The sequence below is a fragment of the Promicromonospora sp. AC04 genome, from assembly GCF_003058225.1.
Lineage (GTDB): Bacteria > Actinomycetota > Actinomycetes > Actinomycetales > Cellulomonadaceae > Promicromonospora.
This window is the reverse complement of sequence record NZ_QBUG01000011.1, coordinates 129,679-142,210: the sequence shown is the minus strand read 5'-3', so window position 1 is coordinate 142,210 and position 12,532 is coordinate 129,679. Positions and strand designations below refer to the sequence as shown.

At 71.8% G+C, this 12,532-nt stretch carries 12 protein-coding genes; 5 read left to right on the top strand and 7 right to left on the bottom strand.

Annotation, left to right across the window (positions count from 1 at the left end):
• Positions 1–104 precede the first annotated feature (104 nt).
• On the top strand, positions 105–902 hold the full coding sequence (locus tag C8K30_RS25035) for an SDR family oxidoreductase (RefSeq protein WP_108495615.1): 798 nt from the start codon (positions 105–107) through the stop codon (positions 900–902).
• A gap of 61 nt (positions 903–963) precedes the next feature.
• Here C8K30_RS25035 and poxB read toward each other — a convergent pair whose 3' ends face one another.
• The gene (poxB, locus tag C8K30_RS25030; RefSeq protein WP_108495614.1) at positions 964–2,697 is read right to left on the bottom strand and encodes a ubiquinone-dependent pyruvate dehydrogenase; all 1,734 of its coding nucleotides are present in this window, start codon (positions 2,695–2,697) and stop codon (positions 964–966) included.
• 49 nt (positions 2,698–2,746) lie between these two features.
• Complete coding sequence (locus C8K30_RS25025; RefSeq protein WP_108495613.1) at positions 2,747–3,706, bottom strand: phosphotransferase; 960 nt, start codon at positions 3,704–3,706, stop codon at positions 2,747–2,749.
• A gap of 121 nt (positions 3,707–3,827) precedes the next feature.
• On the opposite strand from C8K30_RS25025, the gene C8K30_RS25020 reads away from it, so the two are divergent.
• Positions 3,828–4,799: a squalene cyclase gene (locus tag C8K30_RS25020; protein ID WP_108495728.1), complete on the top strand. Its 972-nt coding sequence runs from the start codon at positions 3,828–3,830 to the stop codon at positions 4,797–4,799.
• 191 nt (positions 4,800–4,990) lie between these two features.
• The gene (locus tag C8K30_RS25015; RefSeq protein ID WP_108495727.1) at positions 4,991–7,777 is read left to right on the top strand and encodes a hypothetical protein; all 2,787 of its coding nucleotides are present in this window, start codon (positions 4,991–4,993) and stop codon (positions 7,775–7,777) included.
• Positions 7,778–7,823: 46 nt separating this feature from the next.
• On the opposite strand, the gene C8K30_RS25010 is transcribed toward C8K30_RS25015, so the two are convergent.
• Positions 7,824–8,708 carry a LysR family transcriptional regulator gene (locus C8K30_RS25010; protein WP_108495612.1) on the bottom strand — a complete coding sequence of 295 codons (885 nt, stop codon included), beginning with the start codon at positions 8,706–8,708 and terminating at the stop codon, positions 7,824–7,826.
• A gap of 154 nt (positions 8,709–8,862) precedes the next feature.
• Here C8K30_RS25010 and C8K30_RS25005 point away from each other — a divergent pair, with 154 nt between their 5' ends.
• Positions 8,863–9,741, top strand: coding sequence for an oxidoreductase (locus tag C8K30_RS25005; protein WP_108495611.1), 879 nt, complete (start codon positions 8,863–8,865; stop codon positions 9,739–9,741).
• Here C8K30_RS25005 and C8K30_RS25000 read toward each other — a convergent pair.
• Positions 9,738–10,469, bottom strand: coding sequence for a lytic transglycosylase domain-containing protein (locus C8K30_RS25000; protein ID WP_233257433.1), 732 nt, complete (start codon positions 10,467–10,469; stop codon positions 9,738–9,740). The two genes, C8K30_RS25005 and C8K30_RS25000, sit on opposite strands and share 4 nt — an antisense overlap.
• A 107-nt stretch (positions 10,470–10,576) precedes the next feature.
• Positions 10,577–10,825, bottom strand: coding sequence for a hypothetical protein (locus C8K30_RS24995; RefSeq protein ID WP_108495610.1), 249 nt, complete (start codon positions 10,823–10,825; stop codon positions 10,577–10,579).
• Between the two features lie 25 nt (positions 10,826–10,850).
• On the opposite strand from C8K30_RS24995, the gene C8K30_RS24990 reads away from it, so the two are divergent.
• Positions 10,851–11,390 carry a CGNR zinc finger domain-containing protein gene (locus C8K30_RS24990; protein WP_108495609.1) on the top strand — a complete coding sequence of 180 codons (540 nt, stop codon included), beginning with the start codon at positions 10,851–10,853 and terminating at the stop codon, positions 11,388–11,390.
• Between the two features lie 40 nt (positions 11,391–11,430).
• Here C8K30_RS24990 and C8K30_RS24985 read toward each other — a convergent pair whose 3' ends face one another.
• Together C8K30_RS24985 and C8K30_RS24980 are read right to left on the bottom strand one after the other, a co-directional pair.
• Complete coding sequence (locus tag C8K30_RS24985) at positions 11,431–11,862, bottom strand: GNAT family N-acetyltransferase (protein ID WP_108495608.1); 432 nt, start codon at positions 11,860–11,862, stop codon at positions 11,431–11,433.
• 128 nt (positions 11,863–11,990) lie between these two features.
• Entirely contained in the window at positions 11,991–12,515 is a 525-nt protein-coding gene (locus C8K30_RS24980; RefSeq protein ID WP_108495607.1) for a 2'-5' RNA ligase family protein, read from the bottom strand.
• Positions 12,516–12,532: the final 17 nt, after the last annotated feature.

Genomic DNA, 12,532 nt, shown 5'->3' with positions numbered 1-12,532 from the left:
CGAAGTGTAGAAGTGGATGCGGCGGGCCCGACGGCGGTGCTTCCCACGAGGGGGGCCGTCTCGCGGCCTCCCTCATTCTCCAGGACGGGGTGAGTGTTGCTGCCATGAACACCACACAGAACAACACAGCCCAGATCCTCACCGGCACCCCGCTGGCCGGCCGCGTCGCGGTCGTCACGGGCGCTTCGAGCGGCATCGGGGAGGCGACGGCGCTCCGGTTCGCGCAGCTCGGCGCCTCCGTCGCTCTCATCGCCCGCCGCGGCGAGCGGCTCGACGCCCTGGAGGACCGCATCCGGGCCGCCGGCGGCACCGCCCTGGCGATCCCGACCGACGTGACCGACCGCGCCGCCGTCCTCCGGGCCGCCGAGCGCATCGAGCAGGAGCTCGGCCAGGTCGACCTGGTCTTCGCCAACGCGGGGGTCCAGCTCATCGCGGGGATCACCGACCTCGCGGTGGACGACTGGGACACCCAGCTGAGCACGAACGTCGGCGGGGTCATGAACACCGTCCAGGCGTTCGTCCGCCCGCTCGAGGCCGCTGCCGCCGCCGGTCGCCCGGCTGACCTGATCACCACGTCCTCTATCGCGGCCGTCCGGATCCTCGAGGGGTTCCAGGTGTACTCGGCCACGAAGGCGTACGTCACGCAGCTCTCGAAGCTGCTGCGCACGGAGCTCGGCCGCAAGAAGGTCCGGGTCGCGACCATCGAGCCCGGCATGGTCGACACGGAGCTGCCGGACCACGTGACCGACCCGGCGGCCAGCAAGCTGATGGCCGACCTCATCACGCAGATCGACGTCCTGCAGTCGGCGGACGTCGCCGAGACGGTCGCATTCATGGCCGCCGTGCCGAAGCACGTCAACCTGACCGAGATCACCATCCTGCCCACCGAACAGTCGATCTGACGCCGGAGACGAGGCGCGACCCCCGGGCCTCCGCCCGGGGGTCGCGCCGTCGTGGCTGCGATCAGTCGAACAGGCGCCGGAAGACGTTGGTGTCTGCGAGGTCGACGAGCTCGTCGCCGCGCCCCGACATGATCGTGCGGATCGCGTACAGCGTGAAGCCCTTGACCTGCTGGGCCGAGATCGCCGGCGGGATCGACAGCTCCTGGCGGGCCGTCACGACGTCCACCAGCGCCGGGCCGTCGTGCTCGAACGCCGCACGCAGGGCACCCTCGAGGTCGTCGGGCTTCTCGACCCGCCGGCCGTGGATCCCCATCGCGTTCGCGACGTCCGCGAAGTTCGGGTTGTCGAGCTGGGTGCCGAAGTTCACGAAGCCGGCGGCCTTCATCTCCACCTCGACGAAGTTCAGCGAGGAGTTGTTGAAAACGACCACCTTCACGGGCAGCTTGTTCTGCCGGATGGTCAGCAGCTCGCCCAGCAGCATCCCGAGCCCGCCGTCGCCCGCGAGCGCGACCACCTGCCGGGACGGGAACGCCGACTGGGCGCCGATGGCGTGGGGGAGAGCGTTCGCCATCGTTCCGTGGTTGAACGACCCGATCAGCCGGCGCCTGCCGTTCATCGTCAGATAGCGGGCCGCCCAGATCACGGGGGAGCCGACGTCGGGGATGAACACCGCGTCGTCGCTCGCCAGCTCGCTCACCAGCCGCGCGACGTACTGAGGGTGGATCGGCTCGCGGTTGCGGTCGTTGTCGGCGAGCTCGTCGAGGTCCTTGCGCGCCTTCGCGTAGTGCTTGAGCGAGGTGTCGAGGTGCCTGCGGTTTCTCCGGTCGTCCAGCCGGGGCAGCAGCGCCTCGACGGTGTCGCCGACGTCGCCCACCAGGCCGAGGTCGATCGGCGTACGCCGGCCGAGCTGCTCGCCGCGGACGTCGACCTGCACGATCTGCGCCTTCGACGGATAGAACTGCTGGTAGGGAAAGTCGGTACCGAGCATGAGCAGCGCGTCGCAGCTCTCCATGGCACGGTAGCCCGAGGCGAAGCCGAGCAGCCCGGTCATACCGACGTCGTAGGGGTTGTCGTACTCCAGGAACTCCTTGCCGCGCATCGCGTGCACGATCGGCGCCTTCAGCTTCTCGGCGATCCGGAGCACCTGCTCGTGGGCACCCTCGGTGCCCGCGCCGCCCAGGATCGTCACCTTCTTCGCCGAGTTCAGGATCTGTGCCGCGATCCCCAGCTCGTGCTCGCCCGGGACGACGACGCTCTGCGTCGCCCGGATCGGCGTCGACCTCCTGCGCCCCGCGCTCTCGGCCAGGAACACCTCGCCCGGGACGACGACGACGGCGACGCCGCGCCTCTCCACTGCCGTGCGCATCGCGATCTCCAGCACGCGCGGCAGCTGCTCGGGAATGCTCACCATCTCGCTGTAGACGCTGCACTCGCGGAAGAGCTCCTGCGGGTGCGTCTCCTGGAAGTAGGTGCTGCCGATCTCGGCCGTCGGGATGTGCGCGGCGATCGCGAGCACGGGCACCCGGCTCCGGTTGGCGTCGTAGAGCCCGTTGATCAGGTGCAGGTTGCCCGGCCCGCAGCTCCCCGCGCAGACCGTGAGCTCACCGGTCAGCGCGCTCTCCGCGGCCGCCGCGAACGCCGCCGCCTCCTCGTGCCGCACGTGCTGCCAGGTGACCTCGTCGCTGCGCCGGATGGCGTCGGTGAACCCGTTCAGCGAGTCGCCCGGCAGGCCGTAGACCCGCTCGACCCCCGCGTCCTGGATGATCTCGACGATGGTCTCGGCAACATTGGTCATGGCATGCGCCCCTCAGAGCTCGGGTCGACCGGCGGTCCTCCTTTCGACCCTAACCGCACACCGCCGATGCCCACCCGGCGGGGTCGTTCTCGCCCGGGATCGCGTGCAGGCCGTGCCACAGCACCAGGATCTCGAACCAGCGCGCCTCGGCACGGCCGAGCGGTCGCACGGACTCGTACCCGGCCCGTAGTGCCCGCCGTGCCTCCGCCGACGTCGGCCGCCAGGCGGTGAACCGCGTGCCGAGATAGACGCTGGCCTTGGCCAGGTCGCTCACCCGGTGCTTGACCGTGACCTCGTCGAGGTCGAGCACACCGACGACAGTCGAGTCGCGCGTCAGGATGTTGGCCGCTCGGAAGTCGTTGTGTACCAGCTGGGGCTCGTCGTCCAGCTCGGGCGCTCCGGGCAGCAGGTCCGCGAGCCGCCGGGAGCCCTCCGGCGCCAGCCCGGGGTCGTCGTCTGCCAGCCACTGCTCGATCCGCCCCAGCAACCCGGCGTCGTCCGACGGCGGAGCGTCGTCCTCCCGGATCGTCCCCAGCACCTGGTGCAGCCGTGCCAGGGCGGCCCCCGCGGAACGGACCGCCGCCTCGTCCGTCACGTCCAGCCAGTCGCCCACGAGCTCCGGCAGCACGGTCACCGAGAGCGCGCCGGCGGGGCCGTCCAGGACGACCCGGTCCAGCCCGTCCACCGCCGCGAGCGGCGCCGCCACCGGGACTCCCTGGTCGGCGAGCGCGCGCAGCAGACGCGTCGAGGCGTCCAGGCGCGCGAAGCGCTCGCGGGCACGGGACCACTTCACCACCAGGTCGCCCTGGCCGCCGGTCACCCAGAGGATCGCGTTCTGGTCGCTGATCACCATCCGGGGGCACGCGCTGACGGTGACGCCCCAGGTCTCGTCGAGCGCCGCCGACGCCCAGCCCGAGACCTCGTCGAGGCTGCCGAACCCGAACCGCTCCTTGAGCGCGACCTCCGGCTCCACCGACTCCCACAGCATGGACAACCCCAGCGGCAACATGCCCCGACGATAGCGGCGGCCGGTCGGGGACGTCGGCCGGGCCGGCCCGGCGCCCTGGAACGGACGGGTGCCGCGTCCTACGCTCGGGATCGTGACCTCCTCGCAGGTGTCCGACGGCGTGATGGCGTGGCTGCTCGACAGCGACCCGGCTCTGCGCTGGCAGGTCGAGAGGGACCTGCTGCGCGCGCCCGACGCCGTCTGGCGGGCCACCCGTGCCCGCGTCGCCACGGAGGGTCTCGGGGCCCGCCTGCTGGCTCTGCAGGACGAGGCCGGTACGTGGGCCGGCGGGGCGTTCTTTCCCGAGGGCTTCGACTTCGACGGCCCGGAGGCCCAGCCCGGCGCGGGGCAGCCGTGGACCGCCACGACCTGGTCGCTCAACACCCTGCGGGAGTGGGGCCTGGACGCCGCGGTGCTGCGCGAGCGGGACACCGCCGAGCTGATCGCGGCCAACGCCCGGTGGGAGTACGACGACCTGCCGTACTGGGGCGGCGAGGTGGACGCGTGCATCAACGGCTTCACGCTGGCCAACGGCGTGTGGCTCGGGGCGGACGTCGACGGGATCGCCCGCTGGTTCGTGGAGCACCAGATGGACGAGGGCGGCTGGAACTGCGAGTGGGTCGAGGGATCGACCCGTGCCTCGGTCCGGTCCACGCTCAACTCCCTCAAGGGCCTGCTCGCCCACGAGGAGGCCACCGGTGGCACGGACGCCGTCCCCCACGCGCAGGCGCGGGCCGAGGAGTACCTGCTGGAGCGGCACCTGATCCGGCGGCTGACCACCGGCGAGCCGGTGGCCGACTGGGTGTTCCGGCTCGCCTACCCGTTCCGGTCGTTCTACGACGTGCTCAGCGCCACCGACTACTTCCGCGCGGCCTCCGTGCTGCGCGACACGCCGCCCGACGCGCGCCTCGCCGAGGCGGTCGAGCTGGTCCGCGCACAGCGGCAGCCCGACGGCACCTGGGTGCAGGCCCGGCGCCACCCCGGCCGCGTGTGGTTCGAGGTCGATGTCGACGCGGGGCAGCCGTCGAAGTGGCTGACGTTCCACGCGGCGCGGGTGCTGGGCTGGTGGGACGACGCGACGCATGGGAGCTGCTGAGGCGCCCCTGAGCTACCGCAGCCCGCGGCGCCGATTCGATCATTATCGATCAGAATGTTGACCTCGTCGGGTGCCCCGACCTACGTTCGGGCTGAGCAAGGCGCGGAGGGGTCGCGGAAAGCGATCATAAACGATCATCAGTGATCGTCGTCTCGCGTGCCGGACCAGTCAACGACGACGGAGAGTGCCCCATGCCACGACCCCACCGCCGCACGGCCAGATCCACTGCGGTCGCCGCGGTCCTCGTCCTCGCCGCCGGCGGCCTCCTGGCGCCGTCGGCCACCGCGAGCGCTCCGCTCGACCCGGCCATGGCGCCGCCGTCGGCCACCACATCGGCGGACGGCGCGGACGCCCTGCCGGAGCTCCGGCTCGACGACCCGTCGATCGACTGGCGGGAGCTAGTGGTCGACGGCGACGACGTCGAGCGACGGGCCGACGGCAGCGCGTACAACACGTTCGGCGGGTTCGGCTCGGTCTCCTGCAACAACACCTCGAACCTCCTGCTCGACTACAAGGAGGAGCAGCCGGAGGCGTACTGGGAGATCATGCGGATGCTCTTCGACCCGGTCACGGGCGCGGGGCTCAAGCACATCAAGGTGGAGCTGGGTGCGGACAGCAACAGCTCGTCGGGCGCGGAGCCGGCCACGAAGCGCAGCGCCGACGAGCCCGCGAACGTGCTGCGTGGCGCGGGCTTCCACTTCATCGCGGACGCGCTGTCGATCAACCCCGACATCGAGACCGAGGCGCTGCGCTGGGGCGAGCCGTCCTGGACCGGGAACGACCCGGTGAAGCGGTACCAGTGGTACAAGGAGACGATCGACGCCGCGTACGACACGTTCGGGGTCGAGCTCGACTGGATGAGCCCGTCGCAGAACGAGGTGCGCGGCGCCACCTACCAGGCGTCCGAGCTGGCGTGGACCGTGCGGTTCGCGCAGTGGCTCGAACGGGACGCCACGGCGCCGGACGCCCGCTACGACTACTCGAAGATCAAGATCGTGGCGCTGGACTCCTATCGCGAGGGTGACGCGGTCGCGGCCCGCATCCTGGCCGACCCGGCGGCCCTGGAGCAGGTGGACGCGCTCGGCTTCCACTACGACATAGTGGGCGGGCCGAACGTCACGCGGCTCAACAAGGAGTTCGGCAAGGAGATCCTCTACTCCGAGGGCGTCGCGCCGATGATCGATCCCCAGTACCGGGTAGCCGCCGACCCGAGTCGCGGCGGCGTCGGGGGCACGGTCTCGGCCGCCGACATCGCGGACCGGTTCATCAACGCCTACCGCTGGAGCGGCGCGGGCGCCGACCCGGCGCACATGACGACGTTCCTGTTCCAGCCCGCGGTCAGCGCAATGTACGAGGGCACGCAGTACTCGCCCAAGCACCTGGTCCGGGCCTCCGACCCGTGGTCGGGGTACTGGGAGGGCGACGTCGGCCTGGTCGCCGTGCGGCACTTCCACCAGTTCGTCGGTGACGGCTGGGAGTACGTCGAGGGCGCCACGGGCGGCGACGGCACCAAGGGCGACGGCGGTACCAACGTCGACACGTCGACCCGCACGGTCCTGACCGCCCGCACGCCCGCGGACGCCGACGGCGAGGCGCAGTGGTCGCAGGTGCACGCGAACAACACCCGCACCGACCGGTACTTCGAGGTGAAGGTCGCGGACCTGGGCCCGGCCGACCGGCCGCTGTACGCGTGGGAGACGCGCGGGCCGGATGCCGGCCAGGAGTACGACGAGAACTACTTCCAGAACACTGGCGTCTACGAGCCGGTCCGCACGGAGACGATCGACGGCGTCGAGCACGACGTCTACCGCGTCAAGGTCCCGGCGTACTCGATCGTCACGCTGTCGACGCTCGCGCACGGTGCCTCCGGTACGACGGCGGAGTACGTGCCGGGAGACTTCGCGCCCGACGTCGAGGACACGATCCTGCCGCTGCCCTACCGCGACGACTTCGAGTACGACGAGTACCCGGTCACGACGGTCGGGGGTGAGCCGATGACCTACCTGGAGCGCCGCGGCGGCACCCCGCGCTATACGGCCGACCAGGACGGCGCGTTCGAGGTGGTCCGCGGCGACCGGCGCGGGCACGTGCTGCAGCAGCAGATCCACGCGAACAACCGCGGGTTCACCTGGAACGTGTGGGGCAACGGGCGTCAGGATGTGCTGCAGACCGCGTCGCCGTCGACAGTGCTGGGCGACCACCGGTGGGCCGACTACACGGCGGCTACCGACTTCCGGCTCGACGACGTGGACCGGGACGCAAGCTTGGCGAACTTCGCGGGCCTCGGCGTGCGGCAGACGTACGCGCGCGGTGGCGACCAGGCCACCTACGCGATCCGCGTCTACGAGGACGGCCGGTGGCAGCTGCGCAAGCTCGACCAGGTGGTGGCCTCGGGCACGGTGGCCGGGTTCGACGGCGCCGCGTGGCACCGGCTGGCGGTCGAGGCCCGGGAGAACGTCGTGACGGCGACCCTCGACGGCGTCCGCCTCGCGCGGTACACGGACGCGTCGGCGAACCCGGTGCTGGCGGGCCGGATCGCCCTGACCAGCGGGTTCTACAACACCCGGTACGACAACCTCGCGATCACCCCGCTGCGCGGGCAGGCGTGGGCGTCGGAGAAGATCGACGACGCCGATGCGCGGCTGACCTACCCGGACGGGTTCACCTTCACCCAGGCCGGCTTCGCCCACTTCAACCGGACGCAGCACGTGCTCCGGGCGGGCCAGTCGGTGAGCGTGCCGTTCACGGGTACCGGCCTGAACCTGTTCGGCGCAACGGGTGCCGCGACGCTGGAGGTGAGCGTCGACGGCGGCGCGCCGCGGACCGTGCAGGTCGGGCCCGTGGGCACGCGCGAGACGTCGTACTGGTTGCGCGGCCTGGGAAACCGGCCGCACACCGTCACGGTCCGCGTGGTCGTCGGCACCTTCACGCTGGACGGCGTCGACGCGCTGACCCAGGGCCGTTCGTCCGGGACGTGACCGGCCGGGACGACGGCGGCCGTGGCGGCCGTCGTCGTCCTGAGCCCTACGGGAGCGGGGCCGCGGAGACGGATGCCCGCTCGCCCAGGCCCGCTGCCGTCTCCACCAGGTCGTCCAGCGCCGCGGACCGGACGCCGGCGGGCCAGGCGAGCAGCGTCGTCACCGGCGGGGCGTCGTCGACGGGCACCGCCACGTGCTCCGGCCACTGCCAGGCGCGGCTGGACCCCGGGATGACCAGGAGCGTCCGGCCGAGCGCGACGAGCTGGGCGAGCTGGGACTGGCTGCGGACCTCGGGGCCGGGGCCGGGCGGGTAGGTGCCGTCGTGCAGCGGCCAGCGCGCGATGGGCAGGTCGGGGACGTCGCTCACCTCGGCCATGGTCAGGCTGGTGCGCCGGGCGAGCGGGTGCGTCGCGGGAACGATCGCCACCTGACCTTCGGTCACGACCTTCACGCTGTCCAGGCCCGTCAGCACGTCGAACGGGGCGTGCAAGATCGCGACGTCGGCGCTGCCGTTGCGCAGGAGCTGACCCTGCCCGCCGATCTCGCACAGCAGCACGTCGACCTCCACGGCGTCGGGCCGCGCGGCATACGAGTCGAGCAGCCGCTTCAGCAGCTCGTGGGAGGAGCCCGCCTTGGTGGTGAGCACCAGCCCCCGCTCCGGCGCGGCCGCGCGGCGGGTGCGGCGCACGACGGCGTCGACCGCGTCGAGCGCGAGCCGGGCCTCCGCCAGCATGGCCTGCCCCGCGGCCGTGAGCGAGACGCCCCGGCGGTCCCGGTCCAGGAGCACCACGCCCATGCGGCGCTCCAGCTGCTGGATCGCGCGCGACAGCGGCGGCTGGGCCATGGTCAGGCGCTCGGCGGCCCGGCCGAAGTGCAGTTCCTCGGCCACGGCGACGAAGTACCTGAGCTCGCGGGTCTCCAGTCCGTCCATGACCGCAGCGTATCGGTGATACCGGTGGGGTATCAGGTCTGATCGAACCGGTCTTGGACGGCGTCGTGCCGCCGGCCGCACGATCTTCTCGGGAGCCGGACGGCGGCACACCGCCGTCCGTGTCCTTCTCCCGTCCTGACGAGAGGCCTCGACCTTGAGCACTACCGTTCCTTCCCTGCCCGGCGGCACCTGGACGCTGGGCGACATGACGGTCACGCGGTTCGGCTACGGCGCCATGCAGCTCGCCGGCCCCGGCGTGCTGGGCCCGCCCGCCGACAGGGACGGCGCCCTCGCCGTCCTCCGCGAGGTCGTCGACCTCGGGATCACCACCATCGACACGGCGGGCGCCTACGGCCCGCTCGTCACCAACGAGCTCATCCGCGAGGCCCTGCACCCGTACCCCGAGTCGCTGCACGTGATCACGAAGGCCGGGGCGACCCGTGACGAGCACGGGGGATGGCCAGTGGCTCGCCGGCCCGACCAGCTGCGCCAGCAGATCGAGGCCGACCTCAAGAGCCTCGGGCTGGACACCCTGGACCTGGTCCAGCTGCGCCTCGGCAGCGGCGAGCGGCGGCTGGAGGGCTCGCTCGCCGAACCGTTCGAGACGCTCGTCGACCTGCAGCAGCAGGGGGTGATCCGGCACTTCGGTGTCAGCAACGCGACGGCGGCGCAGGTCGCGGAGGCCCAGGCGATCGCCCCCATCGTGAGCGTGCAGAACCTGTACAACCTCGCGCACCGCGACGACGACGAGCTCATCGACAAGCTCGCCGCCGAGAACATCGCCTACGTGCCGTACTCCCCGCTCGGCGGCTTCAGCCCGCTGCAGTCCACGGCGCTCTCCGCGGTGGCCGCCCGGCTGGGCTCCACCCCGAGCTCCGTCGCGCTGGCGTGGCTGCTCCACCGGTCGCCCAACATCCTGCTGATCCCCGGGACGTCGTCGGCGGCGCACCTGCGGCAGAACGTCGTCGGCGCCGGCCTCTCGCTCGGGGCGCAGGACCTTGCCGAGCTGGAGATGATCGGCGGGCGGGCCTAAGAATCGCGGTACGACTCGGCGAGCTCCGCTACCCGGTGGGCATATGGCGCCGAGCGGTTGTAGGTCGCCAGCGCCGCCGTCCATCCGTCGTCGGTGGTGACATCGCCACCGCTCCGGCACAGGTAGAGGGCAGCGGTCAGGACCGCGTCGTCGATCTGGTGCGGATCCGCTCGACCGTCGAGGTCTCCGTCCTGGGCGTACCTCGCCCAGGTGGTCGGGATGAACTGCATCGGGCCGACGGCGCGGTCCCACACCGTGTCGTCGTCGAGCTCACCGTCGTCCGTGTCGAGGATCTCCATGACTCCCTCGCTACCGTCCAGCGGCACGCCGATGATCGGCGGGCTCACCAGCCCGTCGGCCTCGGTGCGCGCTCCGAGGTAGCTGCCGTGCACCGTCTCGACGGCGCCGATACCTGCCAGTGTGTTCCACCCGAGGCCGCACTCCGGCTGGGTCTCGGCCACCCGGAGCGAGGCACCGGCGTAGGCGGCCAGTGCCCGTACCGGGATCTCCGTGCGCTCCGAGACTTCCTGGAGCCACGCCTGGCCGGCCAGGTCGGCGAGGGGAACCGAGTCGGTGACGGTGGCGCCTTCCGCGGCGGCCTCGGGCAGCTGCTGGTGCGGCGCGGGCGGATAGTCGCGCTCCAGCAGCCAAGCCCCCTCGCTCGGGCTGCAGCCGGCCAGGAGCAGTGCGGCGGCGAAGGCGGCGGCCAGGGGAACTCTTGCTGTCACAGTGATGACGCGCCTCCGTGGTTGGGGGACCGGCCGGCAGACGATGCACCACACCCCGTGCCGGCGCTCGCCGTCCTGCTGCCGAGGCTACGGCCGGCCGCCGCCGATCACGCGGTCCCCGACAAGACCTCCCACAAATGTGCGCGTTTCGGGCTGCCGACCACCCGGCTCAGCGGCGCGGGCGGCGTCTCCCGGTGGTCCTGGAGATCCACGCGATGAGTGCCGCACGTCGTGCATCGCACGTAGAGCACGTATCCCGCCGAGGTCGGATGGCGCGACTCCGTCGCCCACGAGTGCTCGTGCTGGGCCTCGCGGGCGCTGGTGCGCGGTGCGGGACGGGTGTGGATCGTGGTCATGCGCCCACGATGCTGTAATGGCCTTATGCACCTCAACCCTTACGGTGAGTACGCGGTCCTGCTTGCCGCATCCCTCGCCAACGAGTGGCCCGGCGACCGCGCGGGGATCGAGGCGCGGACGCGCGAGTTCGGCATGACTATGGAGTTCCAGGAGGAGCCGGAGGACCACGCGCGCTCACGCCTCGTCATCGACGACTGGCTGCACATCGTGGACGCGTCCGATCCCGAGGGGCGCGCCGCGCTGCTGAACGCGCAGATGGCGGCGGTCGCGGCCTATCCGCGTCTCACCGATCACGACGACGAGGGGTGGCACCTCCACTACCGGGACGACAACCAGGTGCTCTCGGAGGTCCTGCGTGCAGTGATCAGCGTTGGCACCTCGCTCCACCTCGTCACGCGCGGGATGCATCGGCTGGGGCGCTGCGCCTCCGAGCCCTGCACCAAGGTTGTGGTCGACGTCACCCGCAACGGGCGGCAGCGGTACTGCTCAGTGCGCTGCGCCAACCGCGCGGCCGTCCGAAGGCACCGCGAGCGAGCGGCTCCGTGGCCGGCTTCCCTTCCTTGAAGCACCGCGGAGGCGGGCCGTGGCCTTGTGGCCCGTCTGCTCAGAGCGGCTTGTCGAACTTCTTCGCGCGCTGCCCGTAGCCGAGCCGCTCGTAGAAGGCGTGCGCTCCCGCCCGGTGGAAGGACGACGCGACAGTGGCGCGGCAGCAGCCCGCGGCCGTAGCCCACTCCTCGAAGGCCGCAACGAGTGCCCGGCCAGATCCGGTGCCCCGGCGCTCCTCGGCGACGACGAGCGCCGTCAGCTCGGCCAACGGCGCGTCGAGCTCGTAGGGCCAGAAGAGGTGTCCAGCAGCAAACCCGAGGAGAGCTTCCTCGTCGTGCGGATCGACCGCGACCCATGCGGGGTCGTTCTCGCTGCAGGCCAGGCGCGCGAACCGGGCAGCCACCTGCTCCGCCGACGTCGGATACCCCAGCTCGCCGAGGAGCGGGGCGACGGCACGGGCGTCATCAGGGAGCGCGCGTCGGATATGCACGCTTCATCCTAGGCGCGGCCTGACCCAGGTGTTCTTGTGCGGCGGGGTACGAGTCGCTGGTCCGTCGCGTCATCGACGGCGTCGTCATACCCCTTTTGACTCAGCGGGCGTGACCCGGCCGCCGCCCGTCACGGGACGACCGCCAGCGGGTGCACCGTGCCGGTGCCCGCATCCACGAGCGCGGCCCGCGTCATCGTGCCGGTCAGCGGCAGGATCTCGTAGGCCGCCTCGAGGACCAGCGGCGTCTGCTCCAGCCGCACGCGCGGCGCCACGGTCACGTGCGGTGTCCAGATACCCGGGACGTAGTGCTTGTGCAGCTCGTCCTGTGTCGCGCCGAGTGCCTCGGCAACCCGCTCCTGGCGCGCCACGAGCGCGCGTGTCGCGGCAGGGATCAGGTTCATCCGGCCGCGCCGGAACGCCGCGACGGCGTCGAACCGGATAGTGGTCGGGCCAGCGTCGGGCAGGGCCTCCATGGCGGCGCGCACCTTGTCCAGGTCCCAGGAACGCAGCACCGCCAGGGAGAGGTGCGGCACGTGCCGGCGGTGCGTGTGCGTGGCGAGCGTGGGCACGCCGTCGGTCTCGAGCCGCTGCCACAGCCGTCGCAGGACCCGCTCAGTCGGCCCGTCGAACAGCAGGCACACCGCCAACGCCACGGTTCCAGCCTATGACG

Coding starts and splice junctions, on each gene's coding strand:
- poxB (WP_108495614.1), bottom strand. CDS start 2,697: ATGACCAATGTTGCCGAGACCATCGTCGAGATCATCCAGGACGCGGGG.
- C8K30_RS25010 (WP_108495612.1), bottom strand. CDS start 8,708: ATGGACGGACTGGAGACCCGCGAGCTCAGGTACTTCGTCGCCGTGGCC.
- C8K30_RS24990 (WP_108495609.1), top strand. CDS start 10,851: ATGCACCTCAACCCTTACGGTGAGTACGCGGTCCTGCTTGCCGCATCC.
- C8K30_RS25020 (WP_108495728.1), top strand. CDS start 3,828: ATGGCGTGGCTGCTCGACAGCGACCCGGCTCTGCGCTGGCAGGTCGAG.
- C8K30_RS25015 (WP_108495727.1), top strand. CDS start 4,991: ATGCCACGACCCCACCGCCGCACGGCCAGATCCACTGCGGTCGCCGCG.
- C8K30_RS24995 (WP_108495610.1), bottom strand. CDS start 10,825: ATGACCACGATCCACACCCGTCCCGCACCGCGCACCAGCGCCCGCGAG.
- C8K30_RS25025 (WP_108495613.1), bottom strand. CDS start 3,706: ATGTTGCCGCTGGGGTTGTCCATGCTGTGGGAGTCGGTGGAGCCGGAG.
- C8K30_RS25035 (WP_108495615.1), top strand. CDS start 105: ATGAACACCACACAGAACAACACAGCCCAGATCCTCACCGGCACCCCG.